We start from the raw sequence: 25,197 nt of genomic DNA, 5'->3' as shown, positions 1-25,197 counted from the left end.
GCCCGAGCGGCCACACGGGCCGGGCGAGTTGGACCACGCTTCGCCGCCCGCCTCGTCGTGGCTACCCGACCACAGTTGGTCAGACCGGTGGCAGGTGCGCGATGTGCACCATCTCGATGCCTCTGCTGCGCGAGACCAGGGTTCCGCGTCCGGGAGGCAATTTGCTCGGTCGCACGTCGCCGATCAGCTTGCCCTCGTCGCGCGATCCGCTCATGATCAAAGTCTCGACCGACAGGTTCTTCATGGTGCCCAATATCGGGTCGTACAGCGCGCGGGACACGCCGCCGCTGCGGCGAGTGACTACGAGGTGCATGCCGATGTCGCGGGCTTGGGGCAGGTACTCCAGTAGCGGCGCGAACGGATTGATACTGCCCGTGGCCACCATGTCGTAGTCGTCGACGACGATGTAGATCTCCGGGCCGCTCCACCAGCTGCGTTCCCGCAGTTGCTGCGGGGTGATGTCCGAACCGGGGATTCGTTTGGCCAGATATCCGGCCACCTCCTGGATCATCGGACCGCAGGTCTGCGACGAGGTGGAGTACCCGGCCAGGTGGTCACCCTCGACCACGCCCAGCATTGTGCGGCGGTAGTCGACCATGATGATCCTGGCCTGCTCGGTGGTCGACTGCTCGACCACACCCATCACGATATTGCGCAGCAGAGTGGTCTTGCCGCATTCCACGTCAGCGAAAGCCATGAAATGCGGTTCGACACCGAAATCCAGGACCAATGGCTGCAATTCGGACTCGCCGAGACCCACGACCACCCGAGTGGGGCTCAGTTCGATCCCCTGGGCCCTCGCCGAGGCCAGCAGCTCGTCCCGGCCGAACCGCAGGGGCAGCATGCGCACTTCGGGCGCGCGGCGGCTCGGGTAGAGCTGCTCGAGTTCGGTCCGCGCTCGCGCGACGCCCTCGGCCACACTGCCCGGATCGGAGTCGGAATCCAGGCGTGGCAACGCGATCAACATGTGCAGCTGGTCGGGGGTGAGGCCGCGGCCGGGGCGGCCGACCGGAACCTGGTGCGCGGTGCGCCTGCTCATCTCCGAGTCCGAGGGATCGCCGAGCCGCAACTCGAGACGGGTGCCGATCTGGTCCTTGACCACCGGACGGATCTCGGCCCACCGCGAGGCGGCGATGATCAGGTGAATGCCGAACGACAAGCCCTGCGCGGCAATGGCGTTGATCTGCGGTTCCAGCACGTCGAACTCTTCACGGACCGCGGCCCAGCCGTCGATCACCAGGAACACGTCACCGAACTTGTCCTCGGCCAACGGGCCGGCGGGCCCAGCCGTGCCGTCCGGGACGCGCTGCCCGTCGGCGAACTTGCGGCGGCGGAACTCGGCCATCGATTCGATGCCCAGCGCGGCGAACCGCTCCTCGCGCTGACGCATCAGCGTGGTGAGTTCGGCGACGGTGCGACGCACGCGGTCACCGTCGAGGCGACCTGCCACCGAACCCACGTGCGGCACGCCGGACAGGCCCGCCATGCTGCCGCCGCCGAAGTCCAGGCAGTAGAACTGCGCCTGTTCGGGGGTGTGCGTGGCGGCGGTCGCCATGACGATGGTGCGCAGGGTGGTCGACTTGCCCGACTGCGGGCCGCCGACGACCGCGACGTTGCCCTGCGCGCCGGACAGATTGACGGTGAGCACGTCGCGCCGCTGCTCGTACGGCTTGTCGATGACGCCGATCGGCATCCACAACTGACCGTGCCGGTTGACCGGCGAACGCCAGTCCGGGTCCGGCAGCAGCATGTCCACGGTCGGAGATTCCTCCAGCGGCGGCAACCACACCTCGTGCGCCGGGCGGCCGTGCCCGGTGAGCCGCTTGACGACGACGTCGAGCAACGTGTCCGGGATGCCGTCATCGGCGCCGGGCACGGCCGCGACGGCCGAAGGCGGCGGCGGCAGCTCCAGCAGTGGATTCGACGGCGCCGCCGACTCCGCGTCGGCCTCGATCGTCTCGGGCAGTTCCACCGGCGCGGCGGTGAACAACGCGGGCCGCACTCCGGCGACCGGGCTGCCGTCCGCACCGGTCACCGCTCCTTGCGGCGCGACGTACGGTCCGGACACGTAACTCGCGTTGAACCGCAACGGATCCGACGCGTCGCTCTTCAAATACCCCGAACCGGGCACGCTCGGCAGGTGGTAGGCGTCGGTGATGCCGAGCACCGCGCGCGATTCGTTCGCCGAGAACGTACGCAGGCCGATGCGATAGGACAGATGCGATTCCAGGCCGCGCAGTTTGTTCTCCTCCAGGCGCTGCGAGGCCAGCAGCAGATGCACGTGCAGCGATCGGCCGAGGCGTCCGATCATTACGAACAGTTCCGCGAAATCCGGCTTCTGCGACAGCAATTCGGAAAACTCGTCGACCACGATGAACAGCGCGGGCAGCGGATCGAGCGGCACGCCCGCGGCGCGCGCCTTCTCGTAGTCGGTGACGTTGGCGTAGTTGCCCGCCGAGCGCAGCAGTTCCTGGCGGCGGTTCATCTCACCGGCGAGCGCGTCTTTCATGCGGTCGACCAGCGAGAGTTCCTCTTCCAGGTTGGTGATCACCGCGGCGACGTGCGGCAGCGAGTCGAGGCCGAGGAAGGTCGCGCCGCCCTTGAAGTCGACGAGCACCAGGTTGAGCGCGTCCGGTGAATGCGTGGTGACCAGCGAAAGCACCAGTGTGCGCAGGAATTCCGACTTTCCGGAGCCGGTGGCGCCGATGCACAGCCCGTGGGGCCCCATGCCGTTCTCGGCCGACTCCTTGATGTCGATCTCCACCGGAGTGCCGTCGGGTGTGATGCCGATCGGCACCCGCAGGCGCTCACGGCCGGTGCGCGGACGCCACACCCTCGCCGGATCGATCTGGGCCGCGTCCGGGATCTTCAGCAGCGCCATCAGTCCCGGATCGGTCGCGGTTCCCTCACCGAGACTGACGATCTGCGCCGCCGTGGCGAGCCGGTATCTGCCCAGCGATCGAGCGAAGGACTCGGCCTCGGCCGTGCTCACCCGGTCGGCGGTGGCGAACTTCTCCACTCCGGCGGCACTGCGTGCCGCCACCTCGCCGTCGGCAGCGACCAGTTGCAGTCCGCGCCGCGCCGCGAGCCCGCCCTCCGGTGCGGTGAGGTCGAGCACCGTTACCGAATCCAAGCCCGACTCGCTGACCAGCCGTTCGCTGCCGCTGACGTAGCCGTCGTCGATGACGACCACCAGGTGCAGCCGTCCCTGGGTCGGCTGCGGGTTGCGCATGAACCGGCCGCGTTCGAGCAGCTCCGCCGCCAGCGCCGTCTCCAGCTCGCCGAGCGAGTGGTAAATCATCCGCGCCGACCCCATGCCGTCGCGCAGCGTCGGATGTTGCAACTGCGGCAGCCATTTCGCCCAGGACCAGGCCGGACCGTCCGGATCGGCGCAGACGATCGCGATCGCGAGATGGTCGGGACCGTGGAAGGCGGCCAGCTCCATCAGCATCGCCCGCACCAGCATGTGCGCGTCCTCGCTCGAACCGCTTATGTTGATCGCGGGAAAAGCGCGCAGCGACACCGCCGTCGGCAAACGGTGCACCACCGAGTGGGTGCGCACGAAGCGGCGCAGCGCCACGGTGGACACCGGTTCCAGGTCCTCCAGCGGCCCCGTCTCCGGGCGCGCCAGTTTGGTTGCCAACCGGTGGCTACCGACGCCCACGCGCACGTGCCCGAAGTCCGGGTCGTTCGGCCTGCGCTCCCACATCCGCCTTGTCCCGATCAGGGAGGGCAGGTCGGCCGGCTCGGGATGACTCCACCGCAGAGACTCCAATTGCCTGCCGCCGGTGCGGCGCACGTCCTTACGGACCTGGTCGAGGTAGCGGAAGTAGTCCTTGCGTTCCTCGTTGAGCTCGACCGCGCGTTTGGGACCGCCGCCACGGTAGCCCGCCATCATGCCGACCATCGACATGAGCATCATCATCGGGAACATCATCATGAACGGATTGGCCAGCAGGTTGCGGCCCATCATCGCCATCATCGCGATCATGCCGACCACCGCGAACACCATGACGACGGGCATCAGCTTCATCATCAGCGGCGCGGGCAGTGCGCGCGGAATCTCCGGCGGAGCCGTCAGCGCCACCTCGCCGCCGGGTGCCCGGGGCGGTGCAATGCGGGGGCGGCGCACAAAGCCTTCGGTAACCATGGTTCCTTCGTTCGGTCGGCGACGAGCGGTCGAGACGTCGCCCGCGCTACGGATCGAATTCCGCGTTCAGGTCCTGCCCGGAGCGGCGGAAGGGGATCGCCAGCGCCGCGCCGATCGCGAGGCAGGCCAGGCAGACGATGGCGCCGATGACAGCGATCCGGCGCGGCCGCGGGTCCGGGCCGGGGGGAATCACCGGCGCGGCGACGACTCGCGAAGTGTCGGCCCCGGCGCTCACCGGCTTCTCCGGCAGTTGCGCGGTGAGCGCGGCGAGCGGGTCGATCAGGCCGTGGCCGATCCGGTCGTCGCGTCCGGTGCCCGGTCCGTGGGCGGTGCGGACGATACGGTCCATCACCTGCTGCGCGGTGAGTTCCGGAAAACGCGCACGCACCAGCGCCGCCAGCCCGGCCACGTAGGGCGCTGCGAAGCTGGTGCCCTCGACGGACCTGATTCCCTCGGTGGTCTGCACGCCGTCGACCAGCCCCGTGCCACCCGGCTTGCTGTCCAGCGACACGATATTGCGGCCGATCGCCGAGACGGCCACCCATGGGCCGTGCAGCGACAGTTCGGACACCTGGCCGGTCGAGTCCACCGAGCCCACCGAGAGCACGTAGGGCGTGAACCAGGCCGGACTCGCCACCGTGAGCACCGAGCCCCACCCCGAGCCCTCGTTCTGCTTCGAGCACGCGCCGTCGGGCTGGAGGTTGCCCGCGGCCGCGACCACGACGACATTGCGGTCGTAGGCATACTTCACCGCCGCACCGAGCGAGGCGTCGGCCGTGTCGGAACCTGCTGCGGTGCAGGCGACTTCGGAGATGTTGATGACGGTGGCGCCGAGATCGACGGCCCGGACGACAGCCGCCGCCAGCGTGAGCACACTGCCGTAACCGTCGCTGCTGATCTTGCCCGGCGGGTCGCCTTGCCCGCCCCGGTCCTTCGGCTCGTAGGCCAGGCTCAGCTGCCGGATGGTGAGCAGATCCGCATCGGGCGCGACGCCGGCGAAGGCGTCGCGCGGACTCGGTTGCGCCGCGATGATTCCGGCGACCAGCGTGCCGTGTCCGTCGCAGTCGACCGTTCCGTCGCTGTCGGAGACGAAGTCACCGCCCGGTTGCAGCGAGCGCAGTCGCGGATGCGGATTCACCCCCGTATCGATGACGGCCACCTTCTGTCCGGCGCCGCGGCTGAACTGCCACGCGGACGGGAGATCGAGTACCCGTTGCGCCATCGGGGGCTCGCTGGGTGGCGCGCCGGTGAGCACGGGTTCGGCGCAGACGGCGCGCTGTTCGGTCGGTTCCAGCGGCGCCGGGCGCACGCTCAGACCCTGCGCGGCGCCGAGCGCGCCGGGATCGATCGCCGGCGGCGCGATCGCCTGGGCACTCGGCCAGGGCACGCCCATCCCGGCGCCGATGACCGTTGCGGCGCAGACCATCCGCAAGAGTCTCCGGCGCAAGGCGCTGCCGGTCATATGTTCCGGGCCATCGAGTAGACGTTCATGACCCACAGCACCAGCGGGATCACCGACACGATCAGCAGATACTCGAAGATTTCGATCATCCGCCTGGTCACCGGCGTGACCTCGATGTGCGGACCGATCACCCCGAAGCCGACCACACCGGTCGCGAACGCGAGCAGCACGCCCGCCGCGAACAGGGTGTATTCGGAGTCGCCCACGGCGAAACCGACGGTCATGGCGAGGGCGGCCAGGCACCCGCCTCCGATCATCGTCGCGGCCTGGGTGAGGTCGGCGAACGAGCGACCGCGCGACGCGAGGATGATCGCGGTCACGATCGCCAGCGTGACCCCTTGCCAGCGTGCCGAACCCAGCGGATCGGCTACGCCGAACGCGCCGACGACCGCGCTCGCGGCGCATGCCGCGATCAGACCGGATTGGAACTGGTTGGCCGCGCGGGCGCGTACCCCGAGCCCCGCCGCCGAGGGCAGCGCGCTGGCGCCGATGGCGCCGATGCCCTCGATGGTCGGTCTCGGTTCGTGGTCGGCCGGGTCGATCGCGCCGCCCGCGGTCGGGACCGGCGGGATCGGCAGCCGCGCGAGCACGGCCGCCAGTCGCGGCACCGCCGAGATGATCGCGATTCCGGCCACCAGCAGACCGGCCGACAGTTTCGGCAGGCCCGGGTGCCAGATCAGGTAGACGGCCGCGGCGACGCCCGCTATCACGGCGAGCGTTGCGGCGCAGGAGAACAGCGTGGCGCCGGTGCCGGTCGTCCGGTATCCCACCACCGCGGCGACCAGCAGCACCGAGCAACCCAGCAGCAGATGAGGACTGCCGAGGGGCCCCGGGACGAGCAGCGCGGCGCCGCCGAACAGCAGCAGCAGTCCGTCCAGCGACAACCACGTGGCGGTCACCAAGTCGGTGTATCGGCGCGCCGCGATGCCCGCCGCGACGAATGCCGCGACGCCGCCGCCGAGCAGGGCGAAGGCGGGCGCGAGCGGATCGCCGTGCCCGCGAGAGACCACCAGCACGGCCAGCGTGGTCAGCACGCTCAGTACCGAGACGATCAGACCCATCCAGCGGGCGGCCACACCGGACCAGCTGTGGAATTCCTCTGCGGTCAGCCGGGATACGGCGTCGATGACGTCGTCGAACAGCGCGGGCGCTTCCTTCGCGGTCACCGACCGCAGGACCAGCAGCTCACCGTCGTAGACCTCGGCCTCGGTGAGCGTACGGCTCGGCGCGATCGCCTCCCGGCCGAGCCGAGCCAAGGTCCAGTGCCGCGCCTCCAGCGGCGCCGCCTCCTCCTCCGCGTCCGGCCGCTCGGGGTTGCGCGATTCGATCAGCGCCACCAGTTCGCCGATGAACGTGGCGATCGGCACGGTGGCGGGCAACCCGACATCGACTTGAGTATTGCCACCGATGACCGAAACACGACTCAAAACGGGCTCGGTGGTACGTGTACCGCTCGCCGACTCGATCAACGGCAATCTTCCCCCGCCCTCATCCGGAACAACGATTCACGACCCGCCGACGACATTTGCCCGACACGTCCAGAGTGAACGATTTCAACACTCGTCAAGCACTTTCACACATAGACGACTCTTGCGTTGCGACCTCCCGGCAGCTGAACCTAATGTAACGGACGCACCGGGCCACGCGCGATCGGTAGTCTGGTATCCAGATGAACGTCTCTACTACGAGAAACGAAGATTTCGGGGTTCGACAGCAATGACCGGCAACCGCCAAGCACAACGCGCATTCGATGCCGGAATCCTGTCGCTCGGATTGTCCATCGAGGGGCAAGAATCCGCACGTGATCTCGACTATGCGAAACTGGCTTTTCAACGCGCCACGGAGTGGGATCCCACGATGTGCGACGCGTGGCTCGGCCGCGCCGCCGCGGGCGAACTGACCAAGGACGTTCTGTTCAATCTGCACAAGACCAGTGCGAGCACGCTCTATCGCGAGCAGCGCAGGCTCGGTCTGCGCCCGCGTGAGCTCGCGGGCCGGTTCCTGCCCGGCCTGTACATCGACTACCCGCTGGCCAACCACACCGAGATCACGCTGGCCTGGGCGGCGCACCTGATCGCCGACAAGGAGTACGACGAAGCCGAGCGGGTGCTCGACGACCTCGACGAATTCCGCCGGGGCCAGCTGAGCAATCCCGACGCCGAGATCGACAACCGCATCTGCGCGTATGTCCGTGGCGTACTGCACTACAACACCCAGCGCTGGCCCGACGTGATGACGGTGCTCGCCGGTTCGGCCGACTGGGAGGATCCGTATCTGGCGGCAGGCGCGCACGTGATGGTGGGCACCGCGTGTGCCCAGCTCGGCTTGTTCGGCGAGGCGATCCGGCGGATGCAGCAGGCGGAGGCGGGCCCGATCCCGGCGGCTCGTTCCACCGCGATGTTCTGCCGCGGCCTGTGCCTGCGGGAATCGGGCAATGAAGAGGAAGCCCAAGCGCTGTTCGAGAAGGTGTACTCGCAGGCGCCGGATTTCGAGGCCAACGCGGCCGCGATGCGCGACCGCACCTACCGCATCACCGTCACCAGCCGCGACGTGATCGATGCGCGGACCGACAAGTGGGATCCGGCCTCTTCGCCGTCCATGGAGCAGATGGAGCAGGCCGAGAGCCAGGACCGGGCGAAGAAGATCCTCACCGAGGCCCGGGCCGAACTGGACTCGCAAATCGGCCTCGCCTCGGTGAAAACCCAGGTGGCCAAGCTCCAGTCGTCCGCGCAGCTGGCGAAGATCCGGGCCGAGAAGGGTTTGTCGAGCCAACCGCGCGGCCAGCACCTGGCCTTCACCGGGCCGCCCGGCACCGGTAAGACCACCATCGCCAGGGTGGTCGCGAAGATCTATTGCGGCGTCGGGCTGTTGAAGACCGACAAGGTGGTCGAGGCCAAACGCGTCGACTTCGTCAGCCAGAACCTCGGCGGCACCGCGATCAAGACCGAGAAGCTGATCGACACCGCCATGGACGGCGTGCTGTTCATCGACGAGGCGTACACGCTGATCCAGACCGGTCTGCAAGGTGGTGACGCGTTCGGCCGCGAGGCGGTGGACACGCTGCTGGCGCGGATGGAGAACGACCGTGATCGCCTCGTCGTGATCATCGCGGGCTACGACGGCGAGATCGACCGGCTGCTGGCCGCCAACGACGGTTTGGCGTCGCGCTTTTCCAAGCGGCTTCAGTTCCCGTCCTACACCGCCGAGGAATTGGGGCAGATCGGCCAGGTCATCGCGAAGAAGCGGGACTCGGACCTGTCCGAAGGAGCGCTCGAGCAGCTGGTACAAGCCTGCGAGCGCCTGTACGCGATGCAGAGCACCGACCAGAGCGGTCAGCCGCGCCGCGGCGTGGACCTCGCGGGCAACGGGCGATTCGTCCGCAACGTGATCGAGGCGGCCGAGGAAGAGCGCGAATTCCGGTTGGCCAACGACGAATCGCTGGACCTGACCGACATCGATGAGGCGGTGCTGCGCCGCATCGAGGCGTCGGATATGAAGTTGGCCCTGTCCGGCCTGCTCAGCTCGCTGAACGTCGGTTGGACCGACTGAGGCCGACCAACCCCGCTACACCGTCGGTGGACCGGATCACCGGTCCACCGAACGTCATTGCGTGGGCAGCGAATCGTGGGCGACCAGCGCTTCTCGCGCCGACAGCGTGGGCCCGGGGACCATCTGGCCGATGATCGCCCATGGCGCGAGGCGCGGACTGCTCCCGAGCCCGAGTACGTTCGCGGTGGCCGCGTCCGGGATGCCGTAGCGGACACCGGTGTCGGCGACGTAGAACAGGCTGCCCCGGCGCGGACTGCCCGGCTCCATGCCGGTCACCTGGACGAACTCACCCGAGCCTGGCGACAAGTAGACCGCGTCGACCCGGTCGCCCGCGCCGTCGGAGGTGGACAGATCGACGGGTTTCGCGGATGGGGCGATCGGCAGGCGGGTGCCGACGAGCAGACTGACCATGGCGCGTTCGCCGGGTCCGTCGCCGGCCTCGGCCTCGCGCTGCGCCGGAGCGGTGCCCGGCGACTTCGCCCAGGCCACACAGGTGACGGGCGCGTCCTCGGCGGGCAGGATCCTCGGGGTGCGCACCGGAAAGTCGTCGATGGGCAACTGGTGGACCACCGCCACCCGCTCGAGTACGTCGGGTGGCATGGTCGCGATCTCCCGCATGCCGTGCGAATCGGCGTACCTGATCACCTGCGCGGCGAACGGCGACACCGGCTGCACACCGTCGGCGAGCACGACATACAGCGAGGAGTCGCCCTCCGGCCCCACGCCGGACACCGAGATGACGCCGCCGATCGGGAGATCCGACAGCGGGCCGGGCCCCCGCTCACCCGCCCGCGGGATCTGCGGCGGGGCAATCGCGGGCACCTGCGTCGTCGCGCCGAGGAATCCGGTACCGACCGGCCGGGGCCGATGAGCGGTCAGGTTCAACGCCCTGGTCAATACCGAATCGGCCGGGTCGAGTTCAGCGCGCTTACCGTCGTAGACCAAGTAGGTCTTGTTGTCGCGGCGGACCAGCAGCGCCTCGTCCTGACCGGAGGTCCTGATCCGGTCGGTGAGCGCGGGGCGGCCCGCGATCACCGTCGTCGTCGCACCCGAGGAGGAGGCGGCGCTACCGCCCTCCGACAGCGGAATCGTCTCGCACAGCGACCACTCCGAGCTGCCGCCCTGCTTGGATTCGGGCAACGCACCCGGCGCGCCCGGAATGCCGAGCAGCGGTCCGCGCGGCAGATCGTTCAGCTTGTCGTCCTTCACCGCGTGCGGCTCGGCGTCGGCCCCGGTGATCAACCGCGCGGACGCCAGATTCAGCACCGGGTGCAGGGTCTTGCCGCCGTCCTGGCGCTGCACCACCACGTACAACGCGCCGCTCTGCTTGCCCGACACGATCAGGGCGTCGCCGATCGCGCCCTGCGGACGCAGGAAGGCCAGGATCGCGGCGCCCGCCACCATGAGAACGCCGAGCACCGCGCCGACGAGCAGTGAGCGAATCTGGGAACGCATCGGATCGTGCAACATGCGGACGTCGCGGCGAACCAGTGCGTGATCGAGCCTGCGCAACAGGAATCGGTATCCGTTGACCTGGGCGCGGGTTGTCAGCTGTGCCGGCACATGGTCTCCATCGAGCAATCGATCGCCATCTCTTTCGACACGGTACCGTAATTCTCCGACGGCTCTGAACCGATGGAATCCGAAGCCGATCAACGGCGGTCGCACGCAGGCGAGGCAGGAATAAACAACTGTGGACGAGACGATGAACGGCGGGCCAACCGACAGCGAAATATCGGAGGCGTCGCGGGCGGTAAATCGACGCCGGTCGGCCTATGACACATTGCGTGATCCGGAATTCTGGTTGTTTCGCATTTTTCCGCTTCGCGTGATCGTGCCCGTCATGTTGCTGGCCGCGACCGTCGCGTGGATTGTTCTCGCGGTCTGCGATTCGATCTGGGGGGCTTGCGCCGCGGGCGTGGTGATCGCGCTGGCCGGTCTCACGCCGATCCGTGGTCACACTCCCGCCGCGCGCATCGGTAGCGCGATCAGCCGCAAGCGTCCCGGCCTGCGTCCCGCCGAACGCCTCGCGCAGGCGCCCGCCCTCGACGTGCCGCTCACCGAGGGGGGTGGTTACGGCGTGCGCTGGGACGGCGATCTGCTGCTCACCATGCTCCGGATCGATCCACCGCCGGACACGCTGACCCTGCTCGATCGCGGTTCACTCAGCACCGACCAGCTGCTCCCGCTCCCCGAAATCGCCCGCTGCCTCGATCAATTCGATCTGACCCTGGCCGGCATCGACGTGGTGAGCACCGGCGCGCGCACCGCGGGCACCGGTGTCGCGGCACAGCTGTACGACCGCATCCTCGGCCCACTGCCCGCCATAGCCCATCGCACCTGCTGGCTGGTGCTGCGGATGGATCCGCTGGCCAACGCCGAGGCGGTGGACAACCGGGGCGGTGGTGGCGCGGGTGCGCTGCGCACCGCGATCATCGCCACCCGCCGGGTCGCCAACCGGCTCGCCGCCCACGACATCGCCGCCTCCGTGCTGACCGCCACCGAGATGAACACCGCGGTGCGCCAGCTCACCCACGGCTTCGATGTCGACCAGCTCGTCGAGTCGCCGAAATCGCTGGAGTACCAGGGCCGCTTCCTCACGCAGTACCAGATCGCGGCCGACATGATCGGACCGCGCGGACTGGCCGGCATCTGGGCGGTGCCCAGCTTGTCCACCACGGTGACGTTGCGTCTACGGCCGGGAGCCGGCCGCCACGATCGACACACCGATCTCGCCGACACGGTGGTGCTCAATGCTGTGGTCCGCTTCGACACCGTCACCGCGCCCGAGGAGCCGCCGCTGCCCGGGCTGCGTGAACTGGTGGGCAACCAGCTGCGAATCCTGCTGGACACCCTGCCCATCGGCTACGCGGGCCGGTGGGGCAGCGACATCGCATACCGCGGCACCTTGGCCGCCCTCACCGGATTCGCGGTGCCCACAGCGGGCTGCGGCCAGCTCATCGGCGCGGACGAGCGCGGCCAGGGCATCGCGGTGCCGTTGATCGGCGAGGGCACCCGCCACCTCGAAGTCATCGGCAACCTGGACCTGGCCCAGCAGGTGATCCTGCGCGCCACCGCGCTCGGCGCACATGTCATCGTGCACACCGCCCGGCCCGAGGCATGGCACACCATGGTGGCGAATCTCGCTGCGCCGCAGGTGCTTTCCATCGCTCCGCGCGCCGCGGGCGCCAGCTGTCATCCGCCCGCTCCCCCGCCACCGCCCGCCGCTCCGTATCCGAGCACGACCGTGCTGGTCTTCGACGGCATCCCGCCGACCGCACACGCGGGCGGCGCGACGATCGTGCACGTGCGGCGGCCGGAGGACCCCGTCGGGTCGGTGGACGCGGACGTGACGCTGGTGCAGGATCCCCAGGCCCCCAACCGGATCACGGTGCGCACGGCCGCGCGCAGCGCGACCGTGCTGATGGTGACCACGCCGGACGAGATGCACTACATCGGTGAGTCGCTCGCGGCGCGATAACTCGCGCACACGAAAACGGCCGGCTGGAACCCTTACCGTTCCAGCCGGCCGTTGGTCGTCGCTCCGCGCGATCAGAAGGCGGCGAAGCCGTCGCCCACCTTGCCGTCGGCCTCGATGGCGCGATTGAGCGCGTTCTCGACCTTGACGCCGAGGTTGTCGAGCTTCTGGAGGGTGTCCTCCAGCTCGGAAGTCAGGTTTCGGTGTGCGGTGTCGAAGTTCGAGACCGCCTGCTCACCCTGCAGGTTGTCGCGGAACGCGGCGGCGGCGCTGTTGAGCTCGTCGATCTGCGCCTTCATGGTGGAACCGTACTGGCTGAGGTCACTGACCATCTCGGTGATGGCCGGCGAGTTGTACATGATCGTCATTGCTGTTTCCTTCTGGTGAGAGATTGGCGATCCGACTGGACGGCGACGCCGTCGAGGGTTACGCCAGGCCTGCCTGGTCGGAGCCGACGATGGTGTTCTTACCCGAGGTCACGGCCTGCGAGAGTCGGTCCAGCTTGCCGTTGAGCGCGGTGACCTCGTCGTGCCACTCGGCGGCCGCGGTGTTGAATTCGCGGTGGGCGTCACCCTGCCAGCCGCGCGCGACGGCCTGCACCGACTCGTCGATCTGGTTGATCGAGGTGCGCAGCGTCGAGATCGAGTCCTCCATGCGGCTGACGACGCTGTCGATGCCGCCCTCCTCGACACCGTAGGTCTGCCCCGAGCCACCGCCGAGAGTTGTGTAAGACATTTCGTTTCCTTCCGTCAGAATTCGTGTTGATAGGGAGATCCGGGCGATCTCACCGAGCAGGGGGTTACCGGGCCTGGCGACCCGAGAGCTACGGTGGCAGCCACCTCCCCCCGGGTAGCCCTTCCAGCAACGTGGCGACCGCCTGGGTCACCCGGTGGTCGGTGCCCGTCGTGACCGTCGACCAGATCTGTTGATCCGGCGAGACCATGGGAGCGACGACGATGCGCCCGCGGCCGGTGTCGTACACCGCCACCGCGCCGGGCGCCCGGCTGGTCAGCCCGTCCTGGTGGCTGTAGGCGACGATCTCGGCGTAGGCGCGGCAGGAGCCGAACGCCAGCCCGAGCACGGCGGCGTCGCGTTCGCCGACGCCCAGCGCGTACATCGCGTCGGCGTAGCCGCTGGAGTCCTCCGCCGCGTCCAGCCGGTCGGCCAGATCAGCGGCGAGCGCGCTGAATCCGGCGATCTCGGCGGGTTCGCACGAGCCGAGCGCGGCCAGCAGCGGACCGGCCAGCGTCACGTCCGAGCCGTCGGCCCAGATCGAGCGCACTTCGAAACACTCGCCCGAGCGCACGGCGAGCGCGTGCTGTTCGCCGCGGCGCGCCAGACAGAAGCGGCGAGGACCGTCCTCGGTGTAGATGCGCGCGACCAGCTCACGGTCCGGCTGCGCCAGGACGAACAGCGCTGCGGCCAGTTCTGATTCGACTTCGCCCTCGGCGTCGAGCAGGCCGTCACCGATCAATCCGGCCAGCGCGTGTTCCTGGGCGGCCAGGTACTCGTCGATCGAATCCTGTTGTGGCGCAACCGAGAGCGCCAAGGGGAGAGTTTGCACTCCCAGCCGTTCGGTTACGACGAGCAACGCGTCGTTCGTCAGTGACGTCACGCCGCACCCCCCGTCTCGGGCCTGGTCTCCGTCGGCGCGACGGCGTGAGGTGCGGGCTCCGCGCCACCGAGTACCGCGGGCGCCGCTTGGATGCCACCCTCGAACCCGATCTGCTCACCTGCTTCCGTGGGAAGGGCGGCGCGCGGGAACCTAGCCGTATCCGGTGCCGGACCGGCCTGGCCGACCGCACCGGGCACGAGCGGTGCGGGCTGTCCGCTCGCGCTCACCGTGGCGGCGGGCGTAGCACGCGGAACGACTTCGGCTGTGGCGGCAGACTGCGCGTACACCGGTGCGCGGTAGGCGGTGGGCACCCGGGGCATCGCCGGGACGGGCACCGTCCCGATCCGCACCGCACCGTACGGTGCTGCGGTCGTTTTCGGGACCTCGGCCCGCGCGGCGGTCTGTTCGGCGGTCAGCGCCTGCTCCGGCGCCACCACGGGCGGCTCCTGCTGCTGCCACGGCGCGGCCAGGGGTTCGGTGGCCATTTCGTAGTTCTGCATGACCCGCGAGGCCACCGCCTTCGCCACGTCCTGCTCGGCGTCGGTCTCGGCCGCGACCGCACGGATCGGCGCACCGACCATCCCGCCCATCGACTCCAACATCCGCTGTACCTGCTGGATGACCTCGAGGTCGGCGGTGTTCGGCATCGCGAGCCGGGCGATCTCGTACGCGGTCACCTGGGCCTGGAACCGGGCGGCGTTGGCCGCCGCCGCGCCGGCCGCGTCGACCAGCCAGTCCCGCAAGGTCGTGACGCGTTGCACGACTTCGTCGCTGCGCCCCGACTGCCAGGCGCCGCGCATGTTCACGAGCACCTTCTCGTACTCGACCACAGCGGCGCCGAACGACGCGGCCAGGCGCGACCACGCGGCGACGGCCTCGGCCATCGGCACGGCGCCCGGCCCCGCGGTGAGGTCACGCGCGAGCCGCTCGGGCGGTCGCGCGGTCCACACCACGCCGGTGAAACCTGGCTGCGGTGGTTCGATCATTGCAGGGGAGGACCTTTCGGTTGCTCGACGACGCGAAAGACCGGTCAGGCGGGCCTGTCGCCCGTGCTGTCGAAGTCCGCCGTGTTGGCCGATTCCATGCCGTCGAACTGGTTGGAGTGCAGCCGCAACGCGGCCGCCAGCTTGCGCATCTCGTGCACGCCGGCCTGCGCGCTCGCCAGATACGACGACGCCACGTCGTTCGCGGTCTGCGCGGCCCGGCCGGAAACCTCGTCGGCGCCCGCGGGGACGATGGTCAGCGCTTCCTCGGCGGAGCGCAGGTCCGAGGTCAACCGATCGGCCAGCGCGTCCAGTCCGGATGACGCCTTGCCCGCGGTGACCGAGTCGAATCGCACGCTGTCGTACACCTCACCCCTCCCGTCACTCATGAGACCCTCCTGTGTACTGTTCGGCACTCGCGTCAGAGCGTGAGTTCCTTATCGGGCGGTGGTTCCGATGTCGTGTCGGCCGCGCCGACCACCGGCAGCGAGACCCCTTCGATCCGGCCGACCACTTCGTCGCCGTGCCGGCCGGTGATCATCTGGCCGCGCAGCGCGTCGGTGGTCGATTCGCCCTCGCGGGCCAGTCCCGCGCCACCCATGGCCCCGCCGCCCATCGGCATGTATCCGCCACCGGTTCCGGTCCCCGTCGCAGCGGTGCCCGCCGCTGTAGTGGACATCGCCGACGACGTTCCCGGGCCGGTACCGGGCGCTCCCACGCCGATGCCGCCCAACGAGCCGCCGGCCACTCGGGTTCCCGGCCAAGGGTTCAGCGGTGCGGCGGCGGCGGCGATCGCGCTGCCGATACCACCGCCGATGCCACCCACGCCGCCCGGGCCGCCGACGGCCGAGCTCTTCTTGCCGTCCTCGCCTTCCGCGGGCTCGCCTGTGCCCTCGTGCCCGCCAGGGGCGCTGATGGGTTTCGGCGCGAGCAGTGACGGATTCGCCGCCGCCAGCTGCCCCAGCGATTGAACGACCTGTCCGGCCGTACCGATCAGCGGCGTGATCATGCTCATGAGCTGGGTCAGCTGTTCAGCCGACTGCACGCCCGTCGGCGCGTTGGTGATCGGAACCTTTTGCCCGGCTTGCGTCATGCTCGCGCTGTGCCCGACCATCTCCGCCTTCGTCTTGGCGGTGATCGCCAGCGCCTCGGTCATCGCCTCGATCGCGGAGGCGACCAGGAAACCCTGTCCGCCAGGGGAAGCCGCCAGCAGCGGCGCGAAGGCCATGGTGGTGGAGAACTTCGCCATCACCGCCGTCATCAGGCCCGCGCCCGTGAAGACGCTGCCTGCGGCGTCGACGAGCACCGACTTCTCCTGCGCGCTCTGCGCCGCCAGCTTGTCGGCGTCGGTGCGCGCCTCACCGGCCTTCTTCGCGGCCTCCATCGCCGCCATGCCCTGCCAGACCGTCATCAAGGTCTGCACCAGGGACGAGCCGACCTGCATCACGGTCTGCATCACGGTGGACACGTTCTGCAGCAACTGAGTCGGGTCGACCGGCGGCGGGGGTGGCGCCGCGGCGGTGTCACCGGCCTGCGCGGGCGGAGGTGGCGCGCCGAGCTGACCGGTGCCGAACGCGGAGGCGAGATCGGCGAGCGGACGCATGAGCGCGCCGAGATCGATCGTCGGCAGCGGCGGCATGTCCGGCAACTGCACGAAGGCCGGAATGTCCGGCAGCTGCGGTAAACCCATGCTGTGCAGGACATCGTTCACCGGCATGTCCAGCATGGGCGCAAGAGCGCTGCCCCGCAGCAATTCCAGGATCGTCGGATCCAGCGGATCGGCGCCGGGCGGCGGAGTGGCTCCTGGCGTGGTCATGACTGCGTGCGGACCGCTCCGATGGCCGCCCCCGAACCGCTGTCGGCGCCCTCGTAGGTGGCGGCGGCCTGGTGCGCCGTCAGCGCCGTACCCGCGTGCACCGCCGCCAGTTGCGCCACCGACGACAAGTGGTTGGCCTGCGCGAAAGCATACGAGACGAGGAACTCTTGGCCGATCAACCCGAACACCGGCACCACCGCGGCGACGGTCGCGGCTTGGTCGGCCGCCGCGATCGCTCCCACGCCGGCAGCCATGGCCGCCGATTCACTTCCGTAGACACGCAGCGCATCCGGGACTACTGCAATGTGGCTCATGATCATCTTCCGATCCCGAAACATCCCCCGACGTTTCGTATTCAACTTTACCTAGCGAAGACCGCATATCACGATCCCGACGTGGTTAACATCCGGTGACTACCCGGTGGCCTCCTCATTGAATGTGGTGATGAGTTCACCACGCTCCGAGAAAGCCCTGTGCGCGGCCGCCCGCGCGGTGTCCACAACCGTTTTCTCGAACTCGTCCGGCGAAAGTTTTGATATCGCGGCGGAAAAGCTCAGTCCCACCAACGCGGCGTTACCGTCCACTTCCGCGGTCACCGCGCCGTCGGGCGATGTCTCACTCACCCGGATACCCTTCATGGCATCGTTGAGATCGGTGAGCCGGTAGAGCTGATTCTGCACCCGAGCGATGAGCTCGTCCATTGTTTCGACCATGACAACCTCGCGAATTCTGCTGTTGCTCAGACGGATCGGAGCCAGCTCTGTGGTTCGGTGTCGTACTCCTGTTCCTCGATGATCTCCTGCCTCGCCACCTGCTGTTCGGTGGGCAATCCGGTCAGCGCGAGCATCTCCGAGGTCCATCCCCACTGCTGCAACTGCGCTCGCCGAGCTAGAGCGGCACGGTTCGCCGCCTGTTTGCACAACCGCAGGATCTCGCCGGCCAGCGCGTCCGGATCGCGGCGCAATTGATCGGCGTCTATTTCGATGCCCAACGGCAGGCCCATTTCGGTGGTGCGCACCGAAATCGAGCCGGTGAGCGAATTCGCCGTGAATTCCGCCGGGAAATCACCCGGCTGTCCGGGCTGCGATGCGGTCATCGGAATTCCACCCCCTCTATCCTCGTTCGTCTTTGATCGCGCGGACGACTTCGGCAATGCGCGCGTTGATCACCGAGACAACACGGCGTTTATCGGCCGCCATCGCGACCGGAGGATGCCCGTCATCGATCACATAACGGCCGTCGTCCACGAGATCCCGCCATTTCAGGCGATGCCGGGTCATGCCGCGCGGGCCGAAGATCGAGTCCGCTTGGAGGACGTCGATGAATCCGAAACGCTCGGCCGGAGCCGACCGGAACTCGGCCGAGCGATCGTGCACGGACGCCTCGAACGAATCCCGCACCGACGAGGAGCCGTAGTCGTAATCCAGATCCAAGCCCTCGTCCTCGTCGGCGAGCACGATATCGGCCCGCTTGCCCGGGTCGGCTTCCGGCAGCGCACGCACGACCACGTCGGCCAACTCCACCGCCGCGCACTCCGTGACGGTGAATCCGCCGCTGTGGCCGACGGTTTCACCCGGCAACTGGGTGACCAGATACCCGCGATCGGCACGACGTGCCGCCATCAGCCGCACGTTGTTCGCCACGTTGGTGTAATCCCTTCCGTCGAAACCCAGTACCCGGACGCGAATGTCCGGGCGATACAGGTCCGCCAGCATCTCCCGCATCGCCGGAGTCGACGAGGCGCGCAGAGCGGCACGCACCTCCGCTTTTTCGTTGCGGTAGTCGTCCAACAAGGGTGTGCGGCTGGTGAAGGAAAACGGCCTGGGCGGGCCGGGCTCGCCGAAATCCTCCCAGAGCACGACGAACTCCAGGTCGGTGAACCGCCATGTGTGCGTCATGAGCCCGGCCGTCATTTCTCGACCACCGGTTTCGCCACGACCGGAGCCTCACCGATCGCCTCCTCGAGATGCTCGGTGGAGTCGAGGTAGTCGGCGCGCTTGTGCTCCTTCTGCTGTCCGCCCGCGGCGGCGCCGGGGCCACCCATCGGCATGCCGCCCATCGGCGCGCCGGGCATTCCCGCTCCCTGCGCGAGACCCGCGCGCACACCGGCCGCCGTGGCGGCGATGTCCGCCGTCGCTCGGGGAAAGAGTTTGGAAGCTCGCTCGAGGTTCTGCCCGGCCGGTGGGTTGGCACTGCCGATGCCCGGCCCGGGGCCGCCCGTCGCCCCCTTCCCCGCCCCACCCATCTTCTTGGCGGCGTCCTGAATGTCTTTCAAACCTGGTGGCAGACCGGGCAACCCGGCGAGCGCGCTCTGCTGCGCGATTTGCTGGGCGGCTTGTTGCGCCGCCTGCTGCGCGGCCCCTGCCAATTGCTGCCCGAGCTGCTGCGCCTGCTGCGCGGCTTGCTGCGCGGCCTGCTGAACCGCCTGTTGGGCGGCTTGCTGGGCCTGCTGCTGCTGTTGCGCGGCGGCGCGCTGCTGGTCCTGCTGCTCGGCCGTGCGGCGCGCCTGCTCCAGCGCTCTCTGTTGCTGCTCCAGTGCCTGCCGCTGCTGATCGGACTGCTGTTGCGCGGACCGCAGAGCCGCCAACTGTTGCTGCGACGCTCCCGGGGCGGCCGTGCCGGGTGAAGCCGTGCCCGGCGGGCCGGGCGGGCCGGGCGGCGCTGGAGCCTGCGCGGGCCGCACCGTTGGAGCCGGAAGGACCGGAATCGCCGAGTTCGTGTGCTTGATCCCCTCCGCGTACCAGTTCTCGAAGCCCCTCCGGTGCCACAGCGTGAGGCAGCTGTCTTCCTGGATTTCGCGGTCGACGTATCCGCCCCGGTCCCGGGTCTCACCGGGCATGAACCTCTTGGTCTCGGCCAGCCAGCCCGCGGTGTAGGTCAGATTCTGACTCATCACCCGCATGCTGTTGGTCAGCGCGGTGGCCTGGGACCGATACGTGTTCGCGGCCGCGATCGCCGCGTTGATACCGCCCTGGCCCTGCGGGGATTCCCACGAACCGTCGAGCGGGAACCGAGCCAGGCGGTTGTTCAGATCATCGAACGTTCCGTCGAGCTCGACGGCCATCCATTCCCAGACTCGAGCGTCCTGGATGACCGCCATGGAATCGATGCCGGTTTCGAAGGATTCGAAGAACGGGTGGTCCTTCTCGTGCGGGTTCTCGACTTCGATCGGAGTCGAATCGCGCCCTTCCCGCGCGCCGGAAAATTCCTCCATCGCCCGGAACTCGTCGCCGCGGCCGTTGTTGTCGGCATCCTTCGGGGCCGGCGCCTTGGTGTTGTAATACTGCCGATCGGTCATGAAGCCCGGGATGTCGTTCTCTATGGCCGTGGGAGGCGTCGCGGGATTGCCCCCTTGGTTCACATCCCCTCGCCGAGGCGTGTTGTCCCGGATTCTGCGGAACTCGGCGCCCGAATCGGTCTCGGTCTCGTTGTACTTCTTGCCCGCCGCCAGGAAGGTCTCGCCCATGGCGTTCAAGATCTCCAGGAACCGCCGGAGGATGTCGTCCAGATCTCCGGCCGCCTTCGCGAACTTCGCCTGCAGGAGGTAACTCGACTGAGCGGCGCCGAAACCCCTGGGATTCTGGACATCTGCCACATGGCGCTTGACCAGCTCCACGGCGTTCGCCGCCGCGGCGGCGAGTGCGGCCGCTTCCCCTGCCGCGCTGTCGCTGAGCTTCAGTGTTCCATTGTGGGCCTGCTCGTTGAGGCGGGTCCACGGGTTGTCGGTCTCAGGCCTCGGGGGCGGCATGGGTCACGCTCCTGACCAGGTACTCGAAGATCCCGAAACAGCGAAGGCAGACCACCACTGCTGGGAATAGCTCCTGGACAGCGGCACAGCGAACGGCGATATGATGCCGAGGTCCGACCCTGGAGACACAGACTCCGACCCGCACAACTGAATCCACCCCCCACGTGGGCGTCGGCTATGCGCGCGCCACGGCACGCGGTCCCGTCCGCCCCCGCGCACGGGATCACCCTTCTGCGCCCGGCAACTCATACGCTGATGACCCTCCTCATCGCTGCGCGCCGCGACCGGCGGTGCGCCACACGTCAATATGGCAGCCGGTTCTTACGGCAGACCGAATATTGTCTTAAGACGCACCAACGATTCTATGGGTACTCGGGGCGACCCCGCATGTACAGCCCCGAATCTCGGTAGCCGCATGCGCGACTCACCACGCCGGATCAGCGGGTTCGTACTTCGCTCCGCAAGAAACGCGGGATCCGCCGGCACAGGGCGCACCTCCGGATGACCGGCGGTGGGCAAAAACCGTGAGGTTATGGGTTCGACCGATTGCGGCTCAACGCTTTTCGCTGTTCGACCACGACGCTCCCACCGGACCGTGCCGGTCCCGGAACCGGCGCTCGAACTCGGCGATGTATACCGATGGCGCCACCGAGGACGAAGACCGTTCCAGCACACCGTCGTCCGCGACGTAGTAGATCGCCCGGCCGATCGCGATCTCGCCCGGTTGGACCGGGACGTACACCATCCAGCCGACGCTGATCCGATCGGCGCGCAAGTCCTCCAGCGCATAGTTCGCGGTGTCGGCGCCGCTGCGCCGGATGAATCGCTCGACCCGGGCCATCGCATCCTCCCGCGCCATCGGCCCCGGTGCTGTCATGGTCACCCCGGCCATGGTGAGCTGGAAGAAAGCGGCGTCGACGTCGAACTCGCCGTCGTCACCGAACACCTCCGCGAGGATGTCCCGTGTGACGACACCCGCCTCGGCCGCGGACACGAGGCCGGCGACGGCGACGCGCTGCTCGGCGGTCGAGTCGTCGCCGAGCAGGCCGCTCACGATGTCCACAACCGTGTCCGAGGTCCACACGCCCGGCACCGCTTCCACGAACCGGTCCGGCCCCGGTGACTCGCCGCGGTGCCAGCGGCCCTTCTCCCACCAGTAGCAGAACGACAGCAAGCCGCCGGCGGCGCGGTGGTTCACCACCTGACTCGCCACCCACTCCGGCGCGCCCGCGTACAGGTCGGGCAACCGGACGCCGCCGTTGTACGCCGCCGCCAGTTCCGGCGCGTTCCACACTCCGCCCGAGAGGACGGCCCGCCCACCGGGCAGCGCGTACAGCGAACAGCCGCTGCGCTTGCTGCCCTCGAACCAGCTCAGAGACGGCAGCAGACGTGGGCCCCACTGCGACCCGGCCGCCACGAACGCCGCGGCGAGCACCGCCCACCGGGCGGCCATCAACGGGAACGCGGGCAGGTCGTCCTCGCACGGTACGGCGCGCACACCCGCCTCCCGGTCCGCCCGCGCCTGCGCCGCGGCGACCTGCGGAGGCCGCAACTGACGGTCGTCATGACCGAGGTAGGCGCCGAGCCACACGGGCAGCGAATTCCGGGGAAACGCCACCAGATCCGCGAGGTAGACCTCGGGCGGGAACAGCTGATCATCCGGGAACGGCTCGTCGCCGTAGTCGTAGTCGACTTCCATCCGGCCCGTACCGGTCAGCGTGAACAGCAAACGCCACCAAGGTCCGTCGCCCATCCCGGCCGACAACTGCCGGTGCTCCCGGACCAGCGCCATGATCTCCGGCTCGGGGGTCACCCGTACGACGCGTTCCTGATCGGCGGAGTAGACGGCCAACGCCACCTCGGCGGCCACCGTCAGCGCGAACACCGCATCCACCCGCTGCCAGCCCGGCGGACCGCCCGCCCCCAGCTCGCGAGCGAGTTGATGCATGAGCGCCTTGGCTCGCTCGGCGGCATCCGCCACGGGCGGGGCTTCGGAGAGAGTGAAGCCCACATCGGGCTCTTCCCCCGACTCGGCGTCTTCCGCCGACGGGTCGGCCGGACCGGTGGCTACCACTTCGGCCGACCGCTTCTCGCCTGCGGGCGGTGTCGCGGAAGTATCGGCGGGATCGTCGTGGTCCGGAGCCGACGCGGCGCGGGGCTCGTCACCGGATGCCTCGCCGCCTGATCTGGTCACGTCGCGGAAATCCCCTCATCTACCGCATCGGAGCAGGCGCGCACGCCACGATGCCTGAGCTGTGTTCGTCCTGGTTCGTCGTTCATCCTGGCACAGCGCCGGTTCGCGCGCGGCGCGCGTCAGGGCTCCTGCCGCAGGCCCAGCAGCGGCAGGTCCAGCTTGCGATTTTCCAAGCGTTCATTCCATGCGGTGTAGGCCAGGACGCTGGGCGCTCGGATGCCGAACCCGTCGCGCAACCCGGTGACGACCATGTCGGCCAGCCGCTGGTAATCGGCCGAGGAACTCGGCCAGGGCAGCTCGGCCCACCAGTTGCTGTGGTCGGCATCGCGTGCCCGCCAACCCGAATCGGCGATCAGCGCGCGTCCCGTGGCACCGGCGCGCAAGGCGGGGTCGAGCCATTCGTCATCGACCAACTCGGCCGAGAGCGCGTCGTCGAGCTGTAGGAATTGGGCGTATCGCCGCCGCGCCCCTGTCTCTGTTTCAACCAGCTTGACGATGGAACCCGCGCGCAGGGAGGCGAGTTCCGCGGCCAGGCCTGCGGCAAGGTCTCCCCACCCGCTCAACTCTGTTCCTGCCCCTCCAACTCAACGGCCTGATCGTGCAGCTTCAGCCAATAGTTGGCCACCAGGGACAGCTGAACCGATCGTCCCAGATCCTCCAGCACCAAAGTCGCTTCCGGCCCCGCCCACCGGACCTCGGCGGTGGGGCCGGGGATCCGAGCGGTCGGTTCACCGAGAGCGCCGGTCAAGGCCGCGACCATCGCCACGAATGCGTCCCTCGAACGGGCCTGCCCCTCCGCGTCGTTCGGGGCGAAATCGGTGACGCGCAACTTGATGTCGGCGATCGAGCCCGAACGCCCATGGATCTTGCCGCTGGCCATCCCGAATCCGGCGTCCAGCATCGCCCGGTCCGGATGGACGGTCAGCACTTTCCAGCCGAAAGACTCCGCCAGGCGCGGTATCGCGTCCATCGGCTGGGAGGCGTCCAGCGCCCGCAGGCCGACGGCCAGGTCGACGATTTCACTGTCTGTCAACGCGCGCCATTCGGTCATGAGCCCACCTTAGGTCGTGACATCGGTGACCACCGGCCGATCACCGCGCCTGCCGACGCCGGTTGAGCTCCTCGATCTTGCGGGCCAGCGCCTCCTTGCGCTCGCGGGCATTCGAGCCGTCGAGCTGGCCGGCGAAGGCCGCGCGCGCAATGTCGACCAGCGCGTCCGGCACGTCGGGATACGCGCGGGCGATCGCCCACAGCGCGTCCTCGGTCTTCATGTCGAGACCGGTCTCCGTGCGGATGCCACCGCCGGTCAGCACGGAGCGGAGCATTTCGTCGAAATTCTCCCGCAGTTCGTCATCGGTCGGATGGTCGATACGCATCATTCCTCCTCACGTCGATGGTTACCTTTCCGCATCGTCGGCTTCCGGTCATCCGGCGAAGATCTCGGTGCGTCGCAAGGGGTCGGCCACCACGGCTCGGACCAGCGCGCCGATGTCCATCTCTTCCGGCACCGAGCGATAGGTCAGCTCGCAGAAGACGACACCACCGACGACCACCGCGAAGCGGGTGGTCCGCCACCCGACGGTGCCCCATTCGACCTCGACGGGCCCGTCGAGGTCGACAGTGCGATGACCGACACGCAGCGCGAGCTTGCCGCCGTGCCGATAGAACACCACCGAGACCCCGCCGAGTTCACCGTAGACGCCGCTGTGCCCGCTCGCCTCGGACGGGTTGGCACGCAACGCGCCGGTCGTCGGGTCGAACTCGGCGGGCACACCGAAGCCCGCGAACGGGCGGACGAAGAGAGCCCGTGCCGAATCCTGGCTGTGCCCGTTTCCGTGCGGCCCGCGGCCGTTGGTCCGTCGGCTACCGCCCGCCGGTGGCGGCGGCATGCCGGGCGGGATCGGGGGCACCGGCATACCCGGTGGCATCGGCGGGACCGTGCCGTCGGGATGACACGGGCCGTTCGAGTGACCGGGCCAACCCGGGAGCGACGGCGGATACGGCGGTGCGGATGGTCCTGGATAGGGCGGAACGGATGGCTCCGGAGCCGGCATCGACGGGTACGAGGGCGGTGCCGACGGGTACGAGGGCGGTGCCGACGGGTACGAGGGCGGTGCCGACGGGTACGAGGGCGGTGCCGACGGGTACGAGGGCGGTGCCGACGGGTACGAGGGCGGTGCCGACGGGTACGAGGGCGGTGCC

General features: G+C 68.8%; 23 protein-coding genes. 2 read left to right on the top strand and 21 right to left on the bottom strand.

Going from position 1 to position 25,197, the window contains the following annotated elements; translation table 11 throughout:
• Positions 1-79 precede the first annotated feature (79 nt).
• The 3 genes from eccCa to eccD are packed head-to-tail and all read right to left on the bottom strand — an operon-like array spanning position 80 to position 7,039.
• Positions 80-4,150: a type VII secretion protein EccCa gene (gene eccCa / locus GVY39_RS10000; protein ID WP_159922901.1), complete on the bottom strand. Its 4,071-nt coding sequence runs from the start codon at positions 4,148-4,150 to the stop codon at positions 80-82.
• 46 nt (positions 4,151-4,196) lie between these two features.
• Positions 4,197-5,576 carry a type VII secretion-associated serine protease mycosin gene (gene mycP, locus GVY39_RS09995; RefSeq protein WP_283779529.1) on the bottom strand — a complete coding sequence of 460 codons (1,380 nt, stop codon included), beginning with the start codon at positions 5,574-5,576 and terminating at the stop codon, positions 4,197-4,199.
• Positions 5,577-5,608: 32 nt separating this feature from the next.
• Entirely contained in the window at positions 5,609-7,039 is a 1,431-nt protein-coding gene (gene eccD, locus GVY39_RS09990; RefSeq protein ID WP_236565384.1) for a type VII secretion integral membrane protein EccD, read from the bottom strand.
• A 289-nt stretch (positions 7,040-7,328) separates the two neighbouring features.
• Between eccD and eccA the strand changes: the two genes are divergently transcribed.
• Complete coding sequence (gene eccA / locus GVY39_RS09985) at positions 7,329-9,161, top strand: type VII secretion AAA-ATPase EccA (RefSeq protein WP_159922895.1); 1,833 nt, start codon at positions 7,329-7,331, stop codon at positions 9,159-9,161.
• A 54-nt stretch (positions 9,162-9,215) separates the two neighbouring features.
• On the opposite strand, the gene eccB is transcribed toward eccA, so the two are convergent.
• Positions 9,216-10,724 carry a type VII secretion protein EccB gene (gene eccB, locus GVY39_RS09980; protein WP_159922893.1) on the bottom strand — a complete coding sequence of 503 codons (1,509 nt, stop codon included), beginning with the start codon at positions 10,722-10,724 and terminating at the stop codon, positions 9,216-9,218.
• A gap of 142 nt (positions 10,725-10,866) precedes the next feature.
• Here eccB and eccE point away from each other — a divergent pair, with 142 nt between their 5' ends.
• Positions 10,867-12,642, top strand: a complete 1,776-nt coding sequence (gene eccE / locus GVY39_RS09975) for a type VII secretion protein EccE (RefSeq protein WP_159922891.1) — start codon at positions 10,867-10,869, stop codon at positions 12,640-12,642.
• A 71-nt stretch (positions 12,643-12,713) separates the two neighbouring features.
• Here the strand turns inward: eccE and GVY39_RS09970 are convergent, their stop codons facing one another.
• The 17 genes from GVY39_RS09970 to GVY39_RS34320 all read right to left on the bottom strand — a co-directional run.
• Complete coding sequence (locus GVY39_RS09970; RefSeq protein ID WP_159922888.1) at positions 12,714-13,007, bottom strand: WXG100 family type VII secretion target; 294 nt, start codon at positions 13,005-13,007, stop codon at positions 12,714-12,716.
• Positions 13,008-13,065: 58 nt separating this feature from the next.
• Positions 13,066-13,374 (bottom strand): WXG100 family type VII secretion target, encoded by a 309-nt coding sequence (locus GVY39_RS09965; RefSeq protein ID WP_159922886.1) that lies wholly within the window; start codon positions 13,372-13,374, stop codon positions 13,066-13,068.
• An 88-nt stretch (positions 13,375-13,462) separates the two neighbouring features.
• A complete protein-coding gene (locus GVY39_RS09960; RefSeq protein WP_159922884.1) occupies positions 13,463-14,254 on the bottom strand; it encodes an ESX secretion-associated protein EspG in 792 nt (263 codons plus the stop codon).
• Positions 14,251-15,240 carry a PPE domain-containing protein gene (locus GVY39_RS09955; protein WP_159922882.1) on the bottom strand — a complete coding sequence of 330 codons (990 nt, stop codon included), beginning with the start codon at positions 15,238-15,240 and terminating at the stop codon, positions 14,251-14,253. The genes GVY39_RS09960 and GVY39_RS09955 overlap by 4 nt, the downstream gene beginning before the upstream one ends.
• Positions 15,241-15,284: 44 nt before the next feature.
• Positions 15,285-15,626, bottom strand: a complete 342-nt coding sequence (locus tag GVY39_RS09950; RefSeq protein WP_159922880.1) for a PE family protein — start codon at positions 15,624-15,626, stop codon at positions 15,285-15,287.
• A gap of 32 nt (positions 15,627-15,658) precedes the next feature.
• Positions 15,659-17,053, bottom strand: a complete 1,395-nt coding sequence (locus GVY39_RS09945) for a hypothetical protein (RefSeq protein ID WP_159922878.1) — start codon at positions 17,051-17,053, stop codon at positions 15,659-15,661.
• Positions 17,050-17,367, bottom strand: a complete 318-nt coding sequence (locus GVY39_RS09940) for a type VII secretion target (protein ID WP_159922876.1) — start codon at positions 17,365-17,367, stop codon at positions 17,050-17,052. Before GVY39_RS09940 ends, GVY39_RS09945 begins: the two co-directional genes overlap by 4 nt.
• 99 nt (positions 17,368-17,466) lie before the next feature.
• Positions 17,467-17,754: a YbaB/EbfC family nucleoid-associated protein gene (locus GVY39_RS09935; protein WP_236565381.1), complete on the bottom strand. Its 288-nt coding sequence runs from the start codon at positions 17,752-17,754 to the stop codon at positions 17,467-17,469.
• A 38-nt stretch (positions 17,755-17,792) separates the two neighbouring features.
• Positions 17,793-18,149 carry a hypothetical protein gene (locus GVY39_RS09930; protein ID WP_159922872.1) on the bottom strand — a complete coding sequence of 119 codons (357 nt, stop codon included), beginning with the start codon at positions 18,147-18,149 and terminating at the stop codon, positions 17,793-17,795.
• A 16-nt stretch (positions 18,150-18,165) separates the two neighbouring features.
• Complete coding sequence (locus tag GVY39_RS09925; protein WP_159922870.1) at positions 18,166-18,951, bottom strand: ESX secretion-associated protein EspG; 786 nt, start codon at positions 18,949-18,951, stop codon at positions 18,166-18,168.
• Between the two features lie 11 nt (positions 18,952-18,962).
• On the bottom strand, positions 18,963-20,801 hold the full coding sequence (locus GVY39_RS09920) for a hypothetical protein (protein WP_159922868.1): 1,839 nt from the start codon (positions 20,799-20,801) through the stop codon (positions 18,963-18,965).
• 553 nt (positions 20,802-21,354) lie between these two features.
• On the bottom strand, positions 21,355-22,995 hold the full coding sequence (locus GVY39_RS09915) for a hypothetical protein (RefSeq protein ID WP_236565379.1): 1,641 nt from the start codon (positions 22,993-22,995) through the stop codon (positions 21,355-21,357).
• 119 nt (positions 22,996-23,114) lie between these two features.
• The gene (locus GVY39_RS09910; RefSeq protein ID WP_159922866.1) at positions 23,115-23,558 is read right to left on the bottom strand and encodes a hypothetical protein; all 444 of its coding nucleotides are present in this window, start codon (positions 23,556-23,558) and stop codon (positions 23,115-23,117) included.
• Complete coding sequence (locus tag GVY39_RS09905) at positions 23,555-24,046, bottom strand: DUF6301 family protein (RefSeq protein WP_159922864.1); 492 nt, start codon at positions 24,044-24,046, stop codon at positions 23,555-23,557. Before GVY39_RS09905 ends, GVY39_RS09910 begins: the two co-directional genes overlap by 4 nt.
• A 40-nt stretch (positions 24,047-24,086) precedes the next feature.
• Positions 24,087-24,371 carry a hypothetical protein gene (locus GVY39_RS09900; protein ID WP_159923184.1) on the bottom strand — a complete coding sequence of 95 codons (285 nt, stop codon included), beginning with the start codon at positions 24,369-24,371 and terminating at the stop codon, positions 24,087-24,089.
• A 48-nt stretch (positions 24,372-24,419) separates the two neighbouring features.
• Positions 24,420-24,911: a hypothetical protein gene (locus tag GVY39_RS09895; RefSeq protein ID WP_236565377.1), complete on the bottom strand. Its 492-nt coding sequence runs from the start codon at positions 24,909-24,911 to the stop codon at positions 24,420-24,422.
• Positions 24,859-25,197, bottom strand: a 339-nt coding sequence (locus GVY39_RS34320) for a hypothetical protein (protein ID WP_236565376.1), incomplete at its 5' end; no start/stop codon positions are given. The genes GVY39_RS34320 and GVY39_RS09895, both read right to left, overlap by 53 nt.

Origin of the sequence: Nocardia sp. CY15 (genome assembly GCF_009829295.1) — a bacterium.
Classification (GTDB): Bacteria; Actinomycetota; Actinomycetes; order Mycobacteriales; family Mycobacteriaceae; genus Nocardia; species Nocardia sputi.
This window is presented reverse-complemented; position numbering and strand designations above follow the sequence as displayed.

Coding starts and splice junctions, on each gene's coding strand:
- GVY39_RS09970 (WP_159922888.1), bottom strand. CDS start 13,007: ATGACGATCATGTACAACTCGCCGGCCATCACCGAGATGGTCAGTGAC.
- GVY39_RS09945 (WP_159922878.1), bottom strand. CDS start 17,053: ATGACCACGCCAGGAGCCACTCCGCCGCCCGGCGCCGATCCGCTGGAT.
- GVY39_RS09920 (WP_159922868.1), bottom strand. CDS start 20,801: ATGCCGCCCCCGAGGCCTGAGACCGACAACCCGTGGACCCGCCTCAAC.
- GVY39_RS09905 (WP_159922864.1), bottom strand. CDS start 24,046: ATGACCGAATGGCGCGCGTTGACAGACAGTGAAATCGTCGACCTGGCC.
- GVY39_RS09935 (WP_236565381.1), bottom strand. CDS start 17,754: ATGGACGAGCTCATCGCTCGGGTGCAGAATCAGCTCTACCGGCTCACC.
- eccE (WP_159922891.1), top strand. CDS start 10,867: ATGAACGGCGGGCCAACCGACAGCGAAATATCGGAGGCGTCGCGGGCG.
- eccCa (WP_159922901.1), bottom strand. CDS start 4,150: ATGGTTACCGAAGGCTTTGTGCGCCGCCCCCGCATTGCACCGCCCCGG.
- GVY39_RS09965 (WP_159922886.1), bottom strand. CDS start 13,374: ATGTCTTACACAACTCTCGGCGGTGGCTCGGGGCAGACCTACGGTGTC.
- mycP (WP_283779529.1), bottom strand. CDS start 5,576: ATGGTCTGCGCCGCAACGGTCATCGGCGCCGGGATGGGCGTGCCCTGG.
- GVY39_RS09900 (WP_159923184.1), bottom strand. CDS start 24,371: ATGCGTATCGACCATCCGACCGATGACGAACTGCGGGAGAATTTCGAC.
- GVY39_RS09940 (WP_159922876.1), bottom strand. CDS start 17,367: ATGAGCCACATTGCAGTAGTCCCGGATGCGCTGCGTGTCTACGGAAGT.
- GVY39_RS09955 (WP_159922882.1), bottom strand. CDS start 15,240: ATGATCGAACCACCGCAGCCAGGTTTCACCGGCGTGGTGTGGACCGCG.
- GVY39_RS09930 (WP_159922872.1), bottom strand. CDS start 18,149: ATGACCGCATCGCAGCCCGGACAGCCGGGTGATTTCCCGGCGGAATTC.
- GVY39_RS09895 (WP_236565377.1), bottom strand. CDS start 24,911: ATGCCGGTGCCCCCGATCCCGCCCGGCATGCCGCCGCCACCGGCGGGC.
- GVY39_RS09950 (WP_159922880.1), bottom strand. CDS start 15,626: ATGAGTGACGGGAGGGGTGAGGTGTACGACAGCGTGCGATTCGACTCG.
- eccA (WP_159922895.1), top strand. CDS start 7,329: ATGACCGGCAACCGCCAAGCACAACGCGCATTCGATGCCGGAATCCTG.
- GVY39_RS09925 (WP_159922870.1), bottom strand. CDS start 18,951: ATGACGCACACATGGCGGTTCACCGACCTGGAGTTCGTCGTGCTCTGG.